Annotated in this window: 18 protein-coding genes; 10 read left to right on the forward strand and 8 right to left on the reverse strand. The window is 71.6% G+C overall.

Annotation, left to right across the window (positions count from 1 at the left end; all coding sequences use genetic code 11):
* Positions 1 to 527 precede the first annotated feature (527 nt).
* Positions 528 to 1,292: a GntR family transcriptional regulator gene (locus ACIBAI_RS24745; RefSeq protein ID WP_399037492.1), complete on the reverse strand. Its 765-nt coding sequence runs from the start codon at positions 1,290 to 1,292 to the stop codon at positions 528 to 530.
* Positions 1,293 to 1,846: 554 nt separating this feature from the next.
* Here ACIBAI_RS24745 and ACIBAI_RS24750 point away from each other — a divergent pair.
* The 6 genes from ACIBAI_RS24750 to ACIBAI_RS24775 all read left to right on the forward strand — a co-directional run bounded on the left by ACIBAI_RS24750 (position 1,847) and on the right by ACIBAI_RS24775 (position 7,510).
* A complete protein-coding gene (locus ACIBAI_RS24750) occupies positions 1,847 to 3,130 on the forward strand; it encodes an extracellular solute-binding protein (RefSeq protein ID WP_399037493.1) in 1,284 nt (427 codons plus the stop codon).
* A 118-nt stretch (positions 3,131 to 3,248) separates the two neighbouring features.
* The gene (locus ACIBAI_RS24755) at positions 3,249 to 4,244 is read left to right on the forward strand and encodes a carbohydrate ABC transporter permease (protein ID WP_399037495.1); all 996 of its coding nucleotides are present in this window, start codon (positions 3,249 to 3,251) and stop codon (positions 4,242 to 4,244) included.
* 41 nt (positions 4,245 to 4,285) lie between these two features.
* Positions 4,286 to 5,134: a carbohydrate ABC transporter permease gene (locus ACIBAI_RS24760; RefSeq protein WP_399037521.1), complete on the forward strand. Its 849-nt coding sequence runs from the start codon at positions 4,286 to 4,288 to the stop codon at positions 5,132 to 5,134.
* Positions 5,135 to 5,142: 8 nt separating this feature from the next.
* Entirely contained in the window at positions 5,143 to 6,648 is a 1,506-nt protein-coding gene (locus ACIBAI_RS24765) for a glycoside hydrolase family 3 protein (protein ID WP_399037497.1), read from the forward strand.
* An 86-nt stretch (positions 6,649 to 6,734) separates the two neighbouring features.
* Positions 6,735 to 6,983: a helix-turn-helix transcriptional regulator gene (locus ACIBAI_RS24770; RefSeq protein ID WP_399037499.1), complete on the forward strand. Its 249-nt coding sequence runs from the start codon at positions 6,735 to 6,737 to the stop codon at positions 6,981 to 6,983.
* Positions 6,980 to 7,510 (forward strand): hypothetical protein, encoded by a 531-nt coding sequence (locus ACIBAI_RS24775; protein WP_399037501.1) that lies wholly within the window; start codon positions 6,980 to 6,982, stop codon positions 7,508 to 7,510. Before ACIBAI_RS24770 ends, ACIBAI_RS24775 begins: the two co-directional genes overlap by 4 nt.
* A gap of 108 nt (positions 7,511 to 7,618) precedes the next feature.
* Here the strand turns inward: ACIBAI_RS24775 and nagB are convergent, their stop codons facing one another.
* Together nagB and ACIBAI_RS24785 are read right to left on the reverse strand one after the other, a co-directional pair.
* On the reverse strand, positions 7,619 to 8,404 hold the full coding sequence (nagB, locus tag ACIBAI_RS24780; RefSeq protein WP_399037503.1) for a glucosamine-6-phosphate deaminase: 786 nt from the start codon (positions 8,402 to 8,404) through the stop codon (positions 7,619 to 7,621).
* A 202-nt stretch (positions 8,405 to 8,606) separates the two neighbouring features.
* On the reverse strand, positions 8,607 to 9,359 hold the full coding sequence (locus ACIBAI_RS24785) for an SDR family oxidoreductase (RefSeq protein WP_399037504.1): 753 nt from the start codon (positions 9,357 to 9,359) through the stop codon (positions 8,607 to 8,609).
* A gap of 385 nt (positions 9,360 to 9,744) precedes the next feature.
* Here ACIBAI_RS24785 and ACIBAI_RS24790 point away from each other — a divergent pair, with 385 nt between their 5' ends.
* Positions 9,745 to 10,290, forward strand: a complete 546-nt coding sequence (locus ACIBAI_RS24790) for a TetR/AcrR family transcriptional regulator (RefSeq protein WP_399037523.1) — start codon at positions 9,745 to 9,747, stop codon at positions 10,288 to 10,290.
* A gap of 405 nt (positions 10,291 to 10,695) precedes the next feature.
* Positions 10,696 to 12,171 (forward strand): sensor histidine kinase, encoded by a 1,476-nt coding sequence (locus ACIBAI_RS24795; RefSeq protein WP_399037506.1) that lies wholly within the window; start codon positions 10,696 to 10,698, stop codon positions 12,169 to 12,171.
* Between the two features lie 235 nt (positions 12,172 to 12,406).
* On the opposite strand, the gene ACIBAI_RS24800 is transcribed toward ACIBAI_RS24795, so the two are convergent.
* Positions 12,407 to 12,664: a WhiB family transcriptional regulator gene (locus ACIBAI_RS24800; RefSeq protein ID WP_003992873.1), complete on the reverse strand. Its 258-nt coding sequence runs from the start codon at positions 12,662 to 12,664 to the stop codon at positions 12,407 to 12,409.
* A 321-nt stretch (positions 12,665 to 12,985) separates the two neighbouring features.
* On the reverse strand, positions 12,986 to 13,954 hold the full coding sequence (locus ACIBAI_RS24805; protein WP_399037508.1) for a diacylglycerol/lipid kinase family protein: 969 nt from the start codon (positions 13,952 to 13,954) through the stop codon (positions 12,986 to 12,988).
* A 115-nt stretch (positions 13,955 to 14,069) separates the two neighbouring features.
* Here ACIBAI_RS24805 and ACIBAI_RS24810 point away from each other — a divergent pair, with 115 nt between their 5' ends.
* Positions 14,070 to 14,516: a hypothetical protein gene (locus tag ACIBAI_RS24810; protein ID WP_399037510.1), complete on the forward strand. Its 447-nt coding sequence runs from the start codon at positions 14,070 to 14,072 to the stop codon at positions 14,514 to 14,516.
* A 108-nt stretch (positions 14,517 to 14,624) separates the two neighbouring features.
* On the opposite strand, the gene ACIBAI_RS24815 is transcribed toward ACIBAI_RS24810, so the two are convergent.
* The 3 genes from ACIBAI_RS24815 to ACIBAI_RS24825 all read right to left on the reverse strand — a co-directional run bounded on the left by ACIBAI_RS24815 (position 14,625) and on the right by ACIBAI_RS24825 (position 16,729).
* Positions 14,625 to 15,785 carry an RNA polymerase sigma factor SigF gene (locus ACIBAI_RS24815; RefSeq protein ID WP_399037512.1) on the reverse strand — a complete coding sequence of 387 codons (1,161 nt, stop codon included), beginning with the start codon at positions 15,783 to 15,785 and terminating at the stop codon, positions 14,625 to 14,627.
* 17 nt (positions 15,786 to 15,802) lie between these two features.
* Positions 15,803 to 16,216 (reverse strand): anti-sigma regulatory factor, encoded by a 414-nt coding sequence (locus tag ACIBAI_RS24820; RefSeq protein ID WP_004925829.1) that lies wholly within the window; start codon positions 16,214 to 16,216, stop codon positions 15,803 to 15,805.
* A gap of 252 nt (positions 16,217 to 16,468) precedes the next feature.
* Positions 16,469 to 16,729: a UBP-type zinc finger domain-containing protein gene (locus tag ACIBAI_RS24825; RefSeq protein WP_344602793.1), complete on the reverse strand. Its 261-nt coding sequence runs from the start codon at positions 16,727 to 16,729 to the stop codon at positions 16,469 to 16,471.
* Between the two features lie 60 nt (positions 16,730 to 16,789).
* Between ACIBAI_RS24825 and ACIBAI_RS24830 the strand changes: the two genes are divergently transcribed.
* Entirely contained in the window at positions 16,790 to 18,385 is a 1,596-nt protein-coding gene (locus ACIBAI_RS24830) for a Na+/H+ antiporter (protein ID WP_399037514.1), read from the forward strand.
* Positions 18,386 to 18,516 lie beyond the last annotated feature (131 nt).

The following is an 18,516-nucleotide window of genomic DNA, read 5'->3' on the forward strand; positions in this document are numbered from 1 at the left end:
GGGGGGGGGAGTTCCCGCTGTGCGCCGCGCTCTCCCTCGCGGTCCTGGCCGCGGTCGCCGGCGTCTTCCGGCGTGCCGCCCGGTTCCCCGGACGCGGCTTCGGCGGCACGGGGGCGCCCGGCGGCGGAGCCTAGGCAGGAATGTTTCCGGGACGCCCGGCGCGTCCCCTCGCCGGGCCGGGCGAAGACCCGGGTACGGGGGTCCCGTACCGGGTCGTCCGCCCGGCGCTCGCCCGGTCCGCGGCGGGGGACCCCAGAGCACGCGCCGGACGCCGCGGGGCCGCCCCCGGGGGCGGCGGGGAAGGCGACGGCAGGCGCCCTGGCCGGGCGCGCCACGGCGGGAAGGCGGCCGTCTCCCGCCGGGGCTGCCGCCTCGCGGTGTGCGGGGGAGGTTCCGCCGGACGCGGCGGCCCGGTGGTTCCGTCGGCACGGGGGCGCGTGGTTCCGCCGGGCACGGCGGCCCGGTGGTTTCGCCGGGTGCGGGTGGCCGCCCCGCCGCCGCCCCGTACGGTCCCTGCCGCGCGCGTCCTACTCGGCGGGCCTCTTCAGCCGCGCCACGAACTTGTACCGGTCCCCGCGGTACACCGACCGCACCCACTCCACCGGGTCGCCGTTCCCGTCCAGGGAGTGCCGGGACAGCATCAGCATCGGCAGGCCCACGTCGGTGCCGAGCAGCCCGGCCTCGCGCGGGGTGGCCAGCGAGGTCTCGATGGTCTCCTCGGCCTCGGCGAGGTGGACGTCGTACACCTCGGCGAGCGCGGTGTAGAGGGAGGTGTACTTCGCCAGCGACCTGCGCAGGGCGGGGAAGCGCTTGGCGGACAGGTGGGTGGTCTCGATGGCCATCGGCTCGCCGTTGGCCATGCGCAGGCGCTCGATGCGCAGCACCCGCCCGCCGGCCGCGATGTCCAGCAGCCCGGCGAGCCGGTCGTCGGCGGTGACGTATCCGATGTCCAGCAGCTGGGAGGTCGGTTCCAGCCCCTGGGCGCGCATGTCCTCGGTGTACGAGGTGAGCTGCAGCGCCTGCGAGACCTTGGGCTTGGCGACGAAGGTGCCCTTGCCCTGGATCCGCTCCAGCCGCCCCTCGACGACCAGCTCCTGCAGGGCCTGGCGGACGGTCGTGCGCGAGGTGTCGAACTCGGCGGCGAGGGTGCGCTCGGGCGGCACGGGCGTGCCCGGGGGCAGCGTCTGCGTCATGTCCAGCAGGTGCCGCTTCAAACGGTAGTACTTGGGCACGCGCGCCGTACGGACACTTGTCCCGCCCTCGTTCTCCGCACTGCTGACGTCGGTGCTCATGCTCTGCCTTTCCGGCTCCGCGTGCCGAAGCGACCGACGTACCCATCGGCCACGGCTCACATCGTGGCACGGCTTCACGTGCCGGGTGTCCGCCCGCACGCTCCGTGATCTCCCCTGTATACCGTCGTGCTCCCAGTTGGTCTAGTCCACCGCGCCGCCGGCGCCCTCCCTCCGCCGCCCGGCCCCGCTCCGTCCGCCCGCCGGGCGCCCGGCGATCCACCGCCGAGGCCCGGGTCCGTCCGTGCCGCCGGACGCCCGGTGGCCCGGTGTCCGGTCCCGGTCCGTCCGGGCCGCCGGCGGCCGCTGGTCCGGTGTCCGCGCCGCGGCCCGCGGCGCCCGTTCCGCCGTCCGCGCAATGAAGGGTCCCTGCATATCGCGGTCCCGTAACGGACGTCTGGAGCGCGCCGGAGCACCCTTGACAGCCCTATTGGTCTGAGCCAAGCTCCCCCGTACTGGTCTACACCATTGGTCCAGTCCCGGCCCCACGGGCGGTATACGCGGCAACGCTCACCGCGGGGAGCAGGGGGGTTTGTGGCATCCCTGAGGAGGGTGGCGTGAAGCGCAAGCTGATATCCGCGATCGGCGTCGCGGGCATGGTGGTCTCCATCGCGGCGTGCGGGAACGACGGCGGCAGCGGGGGCACGGACAACGGCGCGGACGCCAAGGAACTGACCGTCTGGCTCACCGTCGACGCCCAGAACAACTGGCCGGAACTGGTGGAGGCCGCCGACGCCGCGGTGCGGAAGAAGCACCCCGGCATCGAGATCGACCACGAGTACTACGGCTGGCCGGACAAGAACACCAAGCTGGACGCCGTCCTCGCCACCGACAAGGCCCCCGACGTGGTCGAGATGGGCAACACCGAGATGCTCGGCTACATGGTCAAGGGCGCCTTCGCCCCCCTCGACCCGGCCGACTTCGAGAACTCGGACGCCTGGCTGGACGGCCTCAAGGCCTCGGTGACGTACGAGGGCAAGACCTACGGCGTCCCCTACTACGCCGGCGGCCGGGTCGCCAACTGGCGCAAGGACGTGGCGGCCTCGGCCGGGATCAAGACGCCGCCGAAGACGTACCGGGAGCTGACCGCCGCCCTCGACAGGATCCAGAAGAAGGAGGGCGACAAGTTCAGCGCCTGGTACCAGCCCACCCGCGACTGGTACGCGGCCATGTCCTTCGTCTACGACGCCGGCGGCTCCATCGCGAAGGAGGAGGGCGGCCGGTGGAAGGCCAACCTCTCCTCGCCCGAGTCCCTCAAGGGCCTGAAGGAGTTCAAGAAGGTCGTCGACAGGTACATGCACGGCGACAAGACCAAGGACGAGTCCGACCGTCACCTCGTCTACGGGCAGGGCAAGTCCGCCATGATCTTCGGCGCGGCCTGGGAGGGCGCGACCGCCGAGGACCCGAAGAACGACAAGACCGGCAAGCTCAAGGGCAACCTCGAGAACTTCGTGATGCCCGGCCCGTCCGGCAAGAACATGCCCGTCTTCCTGGGCGGCTCCGACCTCGCCGTCCCGGTGAAGTCCGACGCGCAGGCCGTCGCCGCCGAGTGGATCGACGCCTTCACCGGCGCCTCCGGGCAGAAGGGCCTGATGGCCAAGGGCAACCTGCCCAACAACAAGACCGACCTCGCGACGCTGAAGAGCGACCCGAAGACGGCGGTCCCGGCCACCGCGGCCGAGTCCAGCTGGTTCGTCCCGACGGCCCCCGGCTGGGGCCAGGTCGAGAAGGCCCAGGTCCTGCAGACCATGCTGCAGGCCATCGGCACCGGCAAGAAGTCGGTCGAGGCCGCCGCGAAGGAAGCGGACGCCGCGATCGACAAGGTCATCAACACCAAGTGACCGGCGAGCGGGGCCCGTCGCGCACGGACGGGCCCTGCTGCTCGTACGTCCTGCTTTCTCGTACGACCTGTGCGACCTGCTTTCTCGTACGACCCGAGGGACCGCTGAGGAGCGCGCGATGAGTGCCGCAGACACCACCACCCCTGCCAAGGTGCCGCCGCCGCGGCAGGCGCCGCCGCCACCCGCCTCCGTGAGACCGCTGGGACCACGGGGACGGCGCACGCCGAGCGGGGCCGCGGTTCCCTGGCTGCTGCTCGCGCCCTGTCTGCTGACCCTCGTGCTGGTCATGGGCTATCCGCTGGTCCGCCTGGTCACCCTCTCCTTCCAGACCTTCGGCCAGTCCCAGCTGTGGGGCTTCCAACCGGCCGAGTGGGCCGGTTTCGACAACTTCGCCGAGGTGCTGGGGGACGGGCAGTTCTGGGCCGTCGTCCTGCGCACGATCGTCTTCGCGGGCGGGGCGGTCGTCTTCACCATGGTCGCCGGCATGGCGATCGCGCTGCTGCTGCAGCGGGTCTCCGGCTGGCTGCGGATACTGATCAACATCGTGCTGGTGGCCGGCTGGGGCATGCCCGTGATCGTGGCCACCACCGTCTTCAAATGGCTCTTCGACTCCGACTACGGCGTCCTCAACGCGCTGCTGAGCAGGCTGCCCGGGGTCGAGATGACCGGCCACAACTGGTTCGCGAGCGGGCCGCAGGGCCTGGCCGTGATCATGCTCCTCGTGGTGTGGGGCGCGGTGCCCTTCGTGGTCATCACGCTCAGCGCGGGCCTGACCCAGGTGCCCAGGGAACTGGAGGAGGCGGCCCGCCTGGACGGCGCCGGCTCCTGGGGCGTCTTCCGCTACGTCACCCTGCCGATCCTCAAGCCGATCATCGTGATGCTCACGACCCTGTCGGTGATCTGGGACATGGGCGTCTTCCCGCAGGTCTTCGTCATGCGCAACGGCCATCCGGAGGCCGAGTTCCAGGTCCTCAACACCTACTCCTACGACCGGGCGTTCGTGGTCAACGACTACGCGCAGGGCTCGGCGATCGCGCTGCTGACCGTGCTGCTGCTGCTCGGTGTGGTGGCCGTCTACATGCGCCAGATGCTGAAGATCGGAGACGTCGAATGAGCGGCGTGAGCGGTGTGAACAGTGCGGGCGGCGTCAGCGGCGTGAGCGCCCCCGCCGCCCGGGGCCGCCGCCAGGGAAGGTCCCGGCTCGGCTGGAACCTCCTCGGCCTCCTGGTCCTCGTCACCGCGGGCTTCCCGCTCTACTGGATGCTCAACACGGCGTTCAAGCCCGCCAAGGACGCCATCGACCCGGACCCGAGCCTGCTCCCCACGGGGCTGACGCTGTCCAACTTCGGCCGGGCGCTGGACATCGCCGACTTCTGGGGGCCGGTGGGCCGCAGCCTGGTCGTGTCGCTGGCGGTGGTGGTGATCGGCATGGTCGTCGGCATGCTGGCGGCCCTGGCCATCTCCCGGTTCGCCTTCCGCGGCCGCAAGATCGTGATCGTGGGCATCCTGGCGGTGCAGATGGTCCCGCTCGTCGCCATGATCATTCCGGTCTTCCTGCTGCTGAACGACCTCGGCCAGTACGACCGTCTCACCGGCCTGATCGTCACGTACCTGACCTTCATCCTCCCGTTCACGGTGTGGACGCTGCGCGGCTTCATCGTCAACATCCCCAAGGAGCTGGAGGAGGCCGCGATGGTCGACGGCTGCTCCCGCACCGGCGCCTTCCTGCGCGTGGTCTTCCCGCTGCTGGCCCCGGGCATGGTCGCCACCTCGGTCTACGGCTTCATCCAGGCCTGGAACGAGTACCTGTACGCCCTGATGCTGCTCAGCCAGAAGAACCAGACCGCGACCGTCTGGCTCGGCAACTTCACCACCAAGCACGGCACCGAATACGCCCCGATGATGGCCGGCGCCACCATGATGGCCGTGCCGATCGTCGTCCTGTTCCTCCTCGTCCAGCGCAAGATGGCCGCGGGCCTGACCGCGGGCGCGGTGAAGGGATAACGCCACCGATGACGACACTCGCCAGCGGCACCACCGCGTCCAGGGACGACCTGGCCCGGGACGCCCTTACCGTCCTCCAGCCCGGCTTCACCGGCACCACCGCCCCCGACTGGCTGCTGCGCCGGCTCGGCGAGGGCCTGGCCTCCGTCGGCCTGTTCGGCCGCAACATCGCCTCGCCGGACCAGCTCGCCGCCCTCACCGCCCGGTTGCGCGCCGAGCGCGAGGACGTGCTGGTCGCCATCGACGAGGAGGGCGGCGACGTCACGCGCCTGGAGGTGCGGACCGGTTCCTCCTTCCCCGGCAACCACGCGCTGGGCGCCGTGGACGACGTCGAGCTGACCAGGGAGGTGGCCCGCGAACTCGGCAGCCGACTGGCCGCCTGCGGGGTCAACTTCAACTGGGCCCCGTCCGCCGACGTGAACTCCGACCCCGAGAACCCGGTGATCGGCGTGCGGTCCTTCGGCGCCGATCCCGACCTCGTCGCCCGGCACACCGCCGCCTACGTCACCGGCCTGCAGTCCGCCGGCGTCATCGCCTGCACCAAGCACTTCCCCGGCCACGGCGACACGGCCGTCGACTCCCACCTCGCCCTGCCGCGCATCGACGCCGCGGCCCCGCTGCTGGCGGAACGCGAACTGGCCCCGTTCCGCGCCGCGATCGCCGCCGGCACCCGGGCCGTGATGAGCGCGCACATCCTCGTCCCCGCCCTGGACCCGGACCGCCCGGCGACCCTGTCGCGCGGAGTGCTGACCGACCTGCTCCGCGGCGAACTGGGCTACGACGGCCTGATCGTCACCGACGGCATGGAGATGCAGGCCGTCGCGGGCACCTACGGCATCGAACGCGGCAGCGTCCTCGCCATCGCCGCCGGCGCCGACGCGATCTGCGTGGGCGGCGGCCTGGCGGACGACGAGACGGTACGGCGCCTGCGCGACGCCCTGGTCGCAGCGGTCCGCTCCGGCGAACTGCCCGAGGAACGCCTGGCGGACGCGGCGGAACGCGTACGCAGGCTGGCGCGGTGGGCGGCGACCACGGCCCGGCCCGGCCCGGCGGCCACCGCCGACGACGAGGTGGGGCTGCGTGCCGCCCGCCGCGCCCTGAAGCGCACCGGCGATTCCTTCACCCCCCTCACCGAAGCCCCGTACGTCGCCGCCTTCACCCCCGCCGCGAACATCGCCGTCGGCGACGAGACGCCCTGGGGCGTGGCCGCCGAACTCCTCCGGCTGCTTCCCGGCACGCGCACGGGAAGCTTCGCCGGTCCGGACGCCGGGCACGCCGTTCTGGAGGCGGCCGGCCGCCGCCGCGTCGTGGCCGTCGTCCGCGACGAGCACCGGCATCCCTGGATGGCGTCGGCTCTCGACACCCTGCTCACGGCACGCCCCGACACGATCGTGGTCGAGATGGGCGTCCCCCAGGCCGCTCCCCGCGGCGCCCTGCACATCGCCACCCACGGCGCGGCCCGCGTCTGCGGCCGCGCGGCGGCGGAGGTCATCGCGGGGGCACCGGAGGCGTAGGAATGCCGGCGCGTCGCCGGATCCGGACACGAGACTTCCCGTCGTGAACAGTTGTCACCACTTCTCGGATGTAGTACTTCTTATACATGAGCGAGCAGGTGCACAACAGGCTGGCGGTGGTGCGGGCCGAGCGGAAGGTGTCGCGTCAGAGCCTGGCCGAGGCCGTGGGGGCGCACTATCAGACCATCGGCTACATCGAGCGGGGGCAGTACAACCCGAGCCTCGACCTGGCTCTGAGGATCGCGAAGTTCTTCGGACTGCCGGTGGAGGCTCTGTTCTCCCTCGAACCGTTCCGGCCGCTCACGGATGAGGTCTACGGGAGGAAACAGCCATGACGGCGACGCGAATGACCCGTTACGACCGCAGCATGCTGCGGCTGATGAACGATCCCAGGGGCCGGCCGCTGTACGCCACGGCCGGGCGCCGACGCCTGGCCGTGGCCGCGCACGTCGCGCTCACCGTGGTCATCGGAGGGCTGATGACCCACTTCTGCCTTGCGGAGGGGGAGGCGATGTGGGCCGTCGTCGCGACGGGGGCACTCCTGCTGCCCTGGATGTTCGCGACAGGAGTGATCAACGGGGCCACTCGCGGCCTGCTGGAACTGCGCGAGCGTGCTCTGGACGAGCGTCAGTCGGCCGATCGCACCCGGGTCCGGGCCCGTGCGCACCGGGCGATGACCGTGCTCCTGGCCGCAGCCGCGGTCGGCTTGCTGATCGCGGGTTCGATGGACGGCGACGCACCAAGGATCTACGCCGTGCCCGCGCTCATCACCATCCTCGCGGCCCACTGGCTGATGCCATTGTGGATAGCCGGTCTGACCGCCCAGGACGAGCCGGCCGAGGACGAAGCACCTGCTCTGTGACGTGCCCGCGGGTCCGAGGGTCCCGCGCTACCGAAGACCTCGCGGCTTCGAGGCGGCGGCCCGGCACGGGCCGCCGCACACCCGTCGGCGCCTTCCCGCGGCAGGTTCTCAGATCCCCTGCCAGTCCGGCTTGTTGGCGTACGCGTGCCGGAAGTAGCCGGCGAGCTTCAGCTTGGACGCGGCGGCCTCGTCGACGACGACGGTGGCGTGCGGGTGGAGCTGGAGCGCGGAGGCGGGACACACCGCCGCGACCGGCCCCTCCACGGACGCGGCGACCGCGTCCGCCTTTCCCTCCCCGGTGGCCAGCAGCACCAGGTGCCGCGCCTCCAGGATCGTGCCGATGCCCTGTGTGATCACGTGGTGCGGCACCTGCTCGATGTCCCCGTCGAAGAAGCGCGCGTTGTCGATCCGGGTCTGCTCGGTCAGCGTCTTGATCCGGGTCCGCGAGGCCAGCGAGGAGCAGGGCTCGTTGAACCCTATGTGCCCGTCGGTCCCTATCCCGAGCAGCTGCAGATCCACGCCACCGGCCTCGGCCAGCGCCCTGTCGTACGCCTCGCACGCCCCTTGCACGTCCTCGGCCGTGCCGTCGGGGCCCATGAAGGCGTCCATCCCGATCCCGAGCGGCTCCAGCACTTCACGCCGGAGCACCGAGCGGTACGACTCCGGGTGTTCCGCGGGCAGCCCCACGTACTCGTCGAGCTGGGCGATCCGCGCCCGGGAGACATCCACGGCACCCGCCCGCACCTTGGCCGTCAGCGCCTCGTAGACGGGGAGCGGCGTGGAACCGGTGGCCACGCCGAGCAGGGCGTCGGGCTTGCGCCGGAGCAGCTGCGCCATGGCCTCGGCTATGAGCTCGCCACCGGTCTTGGCGTCCGGAACGATGACAACTTCCACGCTGGGCCTGCCGATCTGGATGGGGACTCAACTGGACTCAACCGGGACCCGCGCAGGGGCCTATGTGGTTTAGACCAATCTAACAGAACCGGGTTGCTCCGGCGCGCCGCGAAAGACCGCCCCGCGGCACGGCGGCGGAACGGCGGGCCGGGTGCTCCACGGGGCCGTGTCGCCGGTGTTCCGCCGCCGTGCGCCGGCCGGCTCAGGTCAGCGAACCCCCTGTCGCGTCCACCCAGCTCCCCGTGACCCACCGGCCGTCGTCCGAGGCCAGGAACGCCACCACGTCGGCGACCTCGGCGGGGGAGCCGACCTTGCCCAATGCCGAATGGGCCGCGGCCCTGGCCCAGCCGTCCGGAGTGCCGCGCAGCAGCGGTGCCGTGTTGTCGGTGTCGATGAAACCGGGGGCCACCGAGTTCACCGTGATGCCCCGAGGGCCCAATATCTTGGACAGGTCGCGCGAGAGGACGTCCAACGCGCCCTTCGTCATCGCGTACGCCATGTTGTCCGGCATCACGGCGGTCCGGGCGAGCCCCGACGAGATGTTCACGACCCGGCCGCCGTCCCGCAGCCGCTCCATGCCGTGCTTGAGGATGAAGAACGGTGCCTTCACATTCACCGCGAAGACTCGGTCGTACTCCCGCTCGTCCAGCTCCGCGATCGGCCGTGCGCTGCCGATGCCGGCGTTGTTCACCAGGATGTCCAGTCCGTCGGCGTGCCGGTCGAACTCCTCCCACAGCGTCTCGGCATCCCCGGGCAGGCCCAGTTCCACGCCGATGGCGAACGCCGAGCCGCCCGCCGCCTCGATCGCGGCGACCGTCTCCTTCGCCGCCGCCTCGTTCCTTCCGTAGTGCACGGCGACCCGCGCGCCGTCGCGCCCCAACCGCTCGGCGATGCCTCGCCCGATGCCCCTGCTCGCTCCCGTGACGAGAGCCGTCCTGCCTGCGAGCACGCCCATGCCGACGCCCCTTTCGAAATTCCATAGCGGTCGCTACAGAAAAGACCGTACAGCACTCCGCCGACACTTCTCTAGTGCCCGCTATAGAATGCACCCCATGGTGACCAGCGAGGAGACCGAGCCGCGACCCGCGGCGAAGGCGCGGCCGGAGACCGGCTCCGGGCCGGGCGCCGGCACGAAGCCGGACACCGCGCGGGGAAGGAAGCCGGTCGCGGCCGACGGCGAGGAGGACCGGAAGCCGCGGACCCGCCCGGAGGGAACCCCGGACGCCCCGGCACGCGGGAAGGCGGCGGCCGCCGGGAGCGGCGACCCGGCAGCCGGCGAGAAGTCCCGCCCCGCCTCGAAACGCCGCGGCCGCCCCCGTTCCTTCGATCGCGCCACCGCCCTGGAGAAGGCGCTGATGGCCTTCTGGGAGCGCGGCTACGAGGCGACCTCCGTCTCCGACCTCACCCGCGTCATGGACATCGGCGCCCCCAGTCTCTACGCGGCCTTCGGCGACAAGCGCTCGCTCTTCGAGGAGGTCGTGCAGGTGTACGGCGCGAAGTACGGCTCCTTCGGCGACCGCGCCCTCGCCGAGGAGCCCACCGCCCGTGCCGCCGTAGAGCGCATGCTGCGGGAGGCCGCCGTCGAGTACACGGTCCCCGGCCGCCCGCACGGCTGCCTCGTCATTCACGGGGCCGCCAACTGCTCGACGCCGGAGGTCGAGGAGTTCCTGCGGGAGCGGCGCAGGGCCAACATCGCCGCCTTCGAGCGCCGCATCGAGGCGGACGTCGCCGCCGGCCTGCTGCCTTCGGACACCGACGCCGCCGCCCTCGCCCGGCACGCCGGCGCGATGATCCAGGGGATGTCCCAGCAGGCGCGCGACGGCGCGAGCCGCGAGGAACTGGAGGCGCTCGCGGAAATCGCCATGTCCGTCTGGCCCCGCTCGTGACCCGGCAGGGTTACCCTTCTGCTGGGTGCTCGGACCTCCGGCAGTCGGCGGAAAGCGACCGCGGCAAACACCGGCCGACGCATGGACAGGGATAGTGGTCTAGTCCACAATGGCTCTGCAGCACCTCGTGCAAGGTGAACGTCAGGCTTCCGCCTTCCCCGCACAGGAGGGCGGACCGAGGAACCGGAGCTCTCTGCCCTGACTGCCCCGGCTCCTCGCCCTTCGGCCGACCGGGACCGCACACCCCACGGCCGATATTGCTCCGGGCTGCGGTGCCGGGAGGGTTGAGGGTCCCTCCCAGGCGCCGCGGCCCGCGGGTGTGTCCGGAGCCGGAGCGGTGAGCGGCGGACCCTCGGAAGTGGCTGGTTTCGAACGATGTCCGAACCGCCAGGTACGCTCACTCACGTGCCCTCCATGAACGAACTCGTACGCCAGCACACCGCTCTGGACGACTCCGATCTGGAGTGGCTCCACCTGCTGGTCTCGGAGTGGCAGCTGCTCTCCGACCTCTCCTTCGCCGACCTCGTCCTGTGGGTCCCCACCCGCGACGGCACCCGGTACGTCTCGGTGGCCCAGATGCGGCCCAACACCGGCCCGACCTCGTACCAGGACGACATGGTCGGCCACCTCGTTCCGCGCGGCCGCCGCCCCATGCTGGACGCCGCCCTCGACGAGGGCCGGATCGTGCGCGAGGGCGACCCGGAGTGGCGCGAGGAGGTCCCGGTCCGGGTCGAGTCGATCCCCGTACGACGTGAGGGACGCGTCCTCGGTGTCATCGCGCGCAACACCAACCTGCTCACCGTGCGCACTCCGAGCCGCCTGGAGCTCACCTATCTGCAGAGCGCCTCGGACCTCGCCCAGATGATCGCGGCCGGCGCCTTCCCGTTCGCGAACCAGCAGAAGGACATGGACGCCGCGCCACGCGTCGGCGACGGACTGATCCGGCTCGACGCGGACGGCATCGTCCAGTACGCCTCCCCGAACGCCCTTTCGGCCTACCACCGGATGGGCCTGGCCGCCGACCTGGTCGGCCATCACCTGGGCCGGACCACCGCCGAACTCGCCCCCTCCCGAGGCCCGGTGGACGAGGCGCTCGCCAAGGTCGCCAGCGGCTGGGCGCCGCGCGAGTTCGAGATCGAGGCCCGCGACGGGGTGATCCAGTTCCGCGCGATCCCCCTCAAGCCCAAGGGCACGCGCATCGGTTCACTGGTCCTGCTCCGGGACGTCACCGAACTGCGGCGCCGCGAGCGCGAGTTGATCACCAAGGACGCCACCATCCGGGAGATCCACCACCGGGTGAAGAACAACCTGCAGACGGTGGCGGCCCTGCTCAGGCTCCAGGCCCGGCGCATCGAATCCGAGCGCGGCCGTGAGGCCCTCGAGGAGGCCGTACGCCGGGTCGGCTCGATCGCCATCGTGCACGAGACGCTCTCTCAGAACCTGGACGAGCGGGTGGAGTTCGACGAGATCGCCGACCGCGTGCTGGCCATGGTCGCCGAGATCTCGCCGGGCAAGGTCACCGGCCGGCGCACCGGCCGCTTCGGCATCCTGGACGCCGAGGTCGCCACGCCGCTGTCGATGGTGCTGACCGAGATCCTCCAGAACGCCCTGGAGCACGGCTTCCGCGAGGGCGACACCGGCACGGTCGAGGTCTCCGCGGTCCGCGGCGGCACGACCAAGGAGGCCCGCCTCCTGGTCACCGTCCAGGACGACGGCGTCGGCCTGCCCGAGGGTTTCGACCCGCACACCTCGGGCAACCTCGGCCTGCAGATCGTACGGACCCTGGTGGAGGGCGAGTTGGGCGGCACCTTCGACATGATCCCGGCTCCGCGGCGGGGAACCAGGGTGATCCTGGACATCCCGGTCCAGGCGCAGAAGTAAGCCAGGCCACCGGGCCCTCCGGGAGGGGGCCCGCCCGGACAGCAAAAAGCCTCGGACCATGCGGTCCGAGGCCAGTGCTCGCTGCTGTTCTGCAAATCGCGATGGGGTCCCCCCGACTCGAGCGAAGCCGAGAGCTCGGGGGAGCATCGGGGGAACTGCGCGCTGCGGCTCGGGGGCGGGAGATGCGTACTCGCTGTACGCGCCGCCAAGCTCAGGCTGTAGCGGGGCGGGTGGATCAGGCGGAGGCCTGACGCGCCCGGTTGCGAGCGGCGCGGCGCTTCATCGCGCGGCGCTCGTCCTCGCTGAGACCACCCCAGACGCCGGAGTCCTGACCGGACTCAAGCGCCCACTGCAGGCACTGCTCGATAACCGGGCAGCGACGGCAGACGGCCTTGGCTTCCTCGATCTGCAGCAGCGCAGGACCGGTGTTGCCGATGGGGAAGAAGAGCTCGGGGTCTTCCTCGCGGCAAACGGCGTTGTGACGCCAGTCCATGGCTGCTACCTCTCCTTGGATATTACGTGCAGGTTGCTTGTGAATGTGAACGCTTTCACGAATCCCTCAACAAGTGAAGGGCCGACCGTCAGGTTGCCCTGGCGTGGTCCTGTGGTTTGAAGAGGGGTTCTGGCGATCTGTGGAGGCCGGTGCTGCGGGCCGTCCCGATCGCCACGTAGAGACTCGCAAACCTCAGCGACGGATACAACCCCTTCCGGAAAGTTTTTTTTGATTCTTTGGTGTCGACTAGGTCACAGCCGTACTTCCATGGGGTGGATCCTGGCCTAAACGTTCGAGTGAAAGGACTTTAGCCCCTTCTGCTCACACAATCACACGCAGTGCACGGCGTACGCCTGTGAACGTCACGCTCGTACGCAGTCCCAGGTGGTCGCCGTCCATCTGAAGGGGGAGCGGAACCTTCGAATGCAAGGTGAACTCGGTCAGATCGTGGAGAGAGACGGCGTGCTTGCCGCGGGGTCCGCGCTCGGGGGACGAAGTGAGCAACTGGGTGCCATACCGGGCAACCGCGGCCGTGGACAGGCGGCTGAGCCCGAACAGGTCGAGCCCGGTGTCGAACGACGCCCTGGGTGAGGCGTACATCGGGCGATTGCCCAGGAACGTCCACGGGGACGTGTTCGAGACTATGGACAGGACCAGATTCGGGACCGGCTCCTCGCCGGGCCGCTCCAGCGTGATCGTGCCGTTGCGGCGGTGGGGCTCGCCGAGGAGCTGACGCACGACCTGGCGTACGTAGAGGGCGTGTGTGGATTTCCTGCCGCGCTCGCGGTGCTGTTCCACCCGGCCCACCACGCCGGCGTCGAACCCGAGCCCCGCGTTGAAGGTGAACCAGCGTGCCGGGACCGCCTCGTCCTCCGAGCCCGGTGTGCCCGAGGCGAGTCCCAGCCCGACCGTCCGCTCGCCGCCCTCGCGCAGCGCGTCCAGCAGGGCGCCGGTGGCCTCCACGGCGTCGTTGGGCAGGCCGAGGGCGCGGGCGAAGACGTTGGTGGAGCCGCCGGGGACCACGGCCAGACCGGGCAGGTGCTCCGGGTCGGGGCCGGCGTGCAGGAGGCCGTTGACGACCTCGTTGACCGTGCCGTCGCCGCCGAGGGCCACCACCAGGTCGATGTCGTCGCTCTCCGCCGCCTGCCGGCCGAGGTCGCGCGCGTGGCCGCGGTACTCGGTGGTGACCGCCTCCAGCTTCATCTCGCTGGCGAGCGCGTGGATCAGCACGTCGCGCGTGCGCGCACTTGTGGTGGTTGCCGCCGGATTGACCACGAGAAGTGCACGCATGGGTTGCAGAGTACCTACCGGGCGGTACCGGGCACAGGGCGAGTCGGGGATCGGGCAGGGGATCGCCGCGTGAGCCTCGACACGGGGCCCGCGGGCCCCGGGCTACCCTTCAGGAGTGAGCTCTGCGCAGAACCCCACTCCTGAAGCCGCCACCGAGGCGGGCCCCCGTCCCGGCCGGCTGACCGCCGCTGCCGCGCTGGCCGCGCTGGAAGGGCTCGCGCTGGTGGCCGGGGGCGCCTGGATGCTCGTTCTCGGTTTCACCGGGCACCCGGACGACCGGACCTCGGCCGTCACCGGTGGTATCACGCTGATCGTCCTCGCGCTGCTGCCGTTGCTCGCCGCCCGCGGGCTGCTCGGCCGGCGCGGCTGGAGCCGGGGACCCGCCGTCATCACGCAGATCATGGCGCTGCCGGTGGCCTACAACCTGCTGCAGGCCGACAGCGTGGCGATCCCGGTCGGCATCGCTCTCGCCGTCGTGGCCGTCACGGCGCTCGTCCTGCTGCTGAACCCCGGGACGACCCGGGCCCTCGGGATCCGGGGACCCGGCAACGAGCGGAAGTGATCGCCGCGGCGGCGACCACGGCCGGGACGACCGCTGCCGAGCGAGCGACGCCCGGGGGAGCCGCCATCGGGACAGCGGGGTCCGCGGGAACCGCTGCCGGGGAAGCCGCTACTCCTCCACCAGGAGCTTCTCCCGCAGCTGTGCCAGCGTGCGCGCCAGCAGCCGGGAGACGTGCATCTGGGAGATGCCGACCTCCTGCGCGATCTGCGACTGGGTCATGTTGCCGAAGAAGCGCAGCAGCAGGATCCGCTTCTCGCGCGGCGGCAGGTCCTCCAGCAGAGGCTTGAGCGACTCGCGGTACTCCACGCCCTCCAGCGCCTCGTCCTCGGCGCCCAGGGTGTCCGCGACCGCCGGGGACTCGTCGTCGGTGTCGGGGACGTCCAGGGACAGCGTGGAGTACGCGTTGGCGGACTCCAGGCCCTCCAGGACCTCCTCCTCCGAGATCGACAGCTTCTCGGCGAGTTCGTGGACCGTGGGCGAGCGGCCGTGCAGCTGGGAGAGTTCCGCCGTGGCCGTCGTCAGGGCGAGGCGCAGCTCCTGCAGCCGGCGCGGCACCCGCACCGCCCAGCCCTTGTCCCGGAAGTGCCGTTTGATCTCGCCGACGACGGTCGGGGTCGCGTACGTCGAGAACTCCACCCCCCGGGCGGGGTCGAAGCGGTCGACCGACTTGATCAATCCGATGGTGGCGACCTGGGTGAGGTCGTCCAGCGGCTCCCCGCGGTTGCGGAAGCGGCGTGCGAGGTGCTCGACGAGCGGCAGGTGCATGCGGACCAGCTGGTTGCGCAGCTCCGCGTACTGCGGACTGCCCTCCTCCAGTCCGCGCAGCTCGGCGAACATGGCGCGCGCCCCGCTGCGGTCCTGCGGGTCGTGCCGGGTGCCCTGCACGCTTCGCGCGCCGTCCTCGGAGTGCCGCTCGTGCTCGCTCATCGTCCCGCCCGTCGCCCTTCCCCGAGCCCTCGCCTCCTCCCCCGCTCCCGTCCGTGCACGCGTGGGAGAACCCCCAGGGGCAGGGGAGACCTCCGTCCGCCCGTCCCGAGGCGCGCTCTGCCCGGCGCCGCCCCGGCCCCGCTGCCCGTCACCCGCGGGACCGGCCCCCGCGGGGGCGTCCTCCGGGTGCGGCCTGGCCTGCTCGGGGATGCCGTCGATGCCGTCCGCCATGCGCCGGGATCCGCTCGGACCGCTCTCCGGCAGGCTCTCCGCTGCGCCCGAGGCAGGGGAACCCCCCGCCTCGGCCGGCAGCTCCCGTGTGCCGCGCTCTTCGTCCCGCACCGGCCCGTCCCCGTTCCTCACGCCGGCCCGGGTCCCGCGCCGCGCTGTTTGTAAAGGCTGATCGAAACGGTTTTGTCCTCGTCCACGGCGGAGGAGACCTTGCCCGCGAGGGCCGACAGGACGGTCCAGGCGAAGGTGTCCCGCGAGGGGGCGTGGCCGTCCGTCGTCGGCGCCGAGACGGTGACCTCCAGCGAGTCGTCGACGAGCCGGAAGACGCAGCTGAGCACCGAGCCGGGCACGGCCTGCTGGAGCAGGATCGCGCAGGCCTCGTCCACCGCGATGCGCAGGTCCTCGATCTCGTCGAGGGTGAAGTCCAAACGGGCCGCGAGGCCGGCCGTCGCCGTACGCAGCACCGACAGGTAGGCACCCGCAGCCGGCAGCCGGACTTCCACGAAGTCCTGGGTCGCGGGCTCGCCTGCGATCTGGGACACCCTCACCTCCAAGGTGGTACAAGCGTTATAGGGCCGAGGGACGTCCCTCGGGGGGTAACGCGATACGTGGTTCAGCGGTGACGCTATCGCGCTCCGAACATTCCTGTCCCCGGGACCCCAGCCCCGTGCTGTCACTCATAGTAAACACTGTTATACGCACAGTGGCTAGAGGGCGGCCGGGCCCAAATGGGAAGAGCGCGCGCCGGATTGACGTACCCAGACGTCAGACGGTCGAACCGTCCGGCACCCGGGTCACACCAGTACGTGGTCGACGAAGCACCAGCGCCAGTCCTCACCGGGCTCGAAGGTCCTCATCACCGGGTGGCCGGACTCCTTGTGGTGCACGGTCGCGTGCCGTCCGGGCGAGGAGTCGCAGCAGCCGACGTGACCGCAGGTGAGGCACAACCGCAGCTGCACCGGTTCCGTGCCGTCGGCCAGACACTCCGGGCAGGTCCCGCTCAGCGGCTCGGGCTCCGGGTGCGGCAGCGCGTCGGCGTGCGTGCACTGTTTCATGATGGCCAGGTTACGACGGGCGCGCGGAAAGCCGCGCGGAGAAAAAGGCGGGCGGGAACGATGGACGTGATGCCACTGCTGTTGCTGGTGGCGGGCAGCGCCGCGGTCGCCGGGGCGGCCCGGCGCACCCCGGTGCCCGCGCCGCTGCTGCTGGTCGCGGCGGGGCTGGCGGTCAGTTATGTCCCGGGGGTGCCCGACTACACCCTCGACCCGCACGTCGTCCTGCCGCTCCTGCTGCCGCCGCTGCTGTACACGGCGGCCGGCGACAGCTCCTACCTCGACCTGCGCGCCCAGGTCCGGCCCGTGGCGCTGCTGTCGGTGGGATACGTGCTCTTCGCGACCTTCGTCGTCGGCTGGGCCACGTATCTGCTCGTGCCGGGCCTGCCGCTGACCGCGGCGCTGGTGTTCGGCGCCGTGGTGGCACCGCCGGACGCGGTCGCGGCCACGGCGGTCGCGCGCCGGGTGGGGCTGCCGTCCCGGATCACCACGATCCTGCAGGGCGAGTCCCTGCTGAACGACGCCACCGCGATCACCGCCTACAAGGTGGCGCTCGCGGCGGCGGTCGGCGAGGGCGCCACCTGGGCCGGCGGGATAGCCGAGTTCCTGGTCGCGGCGGTCGGCGGCATCGGCGTCGGACTGGTGCTGATGGTGCCGATCCACTGGCTGCGCACCCACCTCAGGGAGGCGATGCTGCAGAACACGCTCTCCCTGCTGATCCCGTTCGTGGCGTACGCGGCGGCCGAGCAGGTGCACGCCTCCGGAGTGCTGGCGGTGGTCGTCGTCGCCCTGCACCTCGGCCACCGCGCGTGGGAGGTCGATTTCGCGACCCGCCTCCAGGAGGGGGCGGTGTGGAAGATGGTCGCCTTCGTCCTGGAGTCGGCGGTGTTCGCGCTCATCGGACTGCAACTGCCGGTGGTCCTGAGAGGGCTCGGGGAGTACGAGGGCGCCGACGCCGCCCGGTACGCGCTCGCCGTCTTCCTGGTGGTGGTCGCGGCCCGGTTCGTGTGGGTGTTCCCGGCCGCCCTCCTGCCCCGCGCCCTGTCGTCCCGCGGCCACGCGCAGGGGGAGATCTCCCCGGGGAAGGCGGCGGGCACGATCGGCTGGGCCGGGATGAGGGGCGTCGTGTCGCTGGCCATCGCCTTCTCCATCCCGCTCACCACGCACGGCGACGAGCCCTTCCCGCACCGCAACCTCATCCTCTTCCTGACCTTCACGACGGTCATCGGGACGCTGGTCGTGCAGGGCCTGACGCTGCCCCCGCTGATCCGGCTGCTGAAGTTCCCCGGCCGGGACGCCCAGGCCGAGACGCTCGCGGAGGCCAACGCCCAGGCGCAGGCCTCCCGGGCCGCCGAGCGGCGCCTGGACGAACTCCTCGCCGACGAGCGCAACACCCTTCCGGGCCCGCTCGCCGACCGCCTGCGCGCGGTCCTGGAACGCCGCCGCAACGCCGTCTGGGAGCGGCTCGGGCAGGTCAACCCGGTCACCGGCGAGAGCGTCGACGACACCTACCGGCGGCTGTCCCGGGAGATGATCAGCGCCGAGCGCGAGGTGTTCGTGAAGCTGCGCAACGGCCGCTACATCGACGACGAGATGCTCCGGACACTGCTGCGCAGGCTGGACCTGGAGGAGGCGGCGGCGTACCGGGAGACCGCCTAGCCCCCGGCGCCGGGGGGCCCCCCCCCCCCCCCGGGGGGGGGGGGCGGGCGGCGGGGGGCCGGGGGGGGGGGGGGGCGGGGCGGGGGGGCCGGGGGGCCCCCCGCGGCGCCCCCCCCCCCCCCCGCCGCGGC

It is taken from the genome of Streptomyces sp. NPDC051041, assembly GCF_044456065.1.
GTDB classification, from domain to species: Bacteria; Actinomycetota; Actinomycetes; order Streptomycetales; family Streptomycetaceae; genus Streptomyces; species Streptomyces glaucus.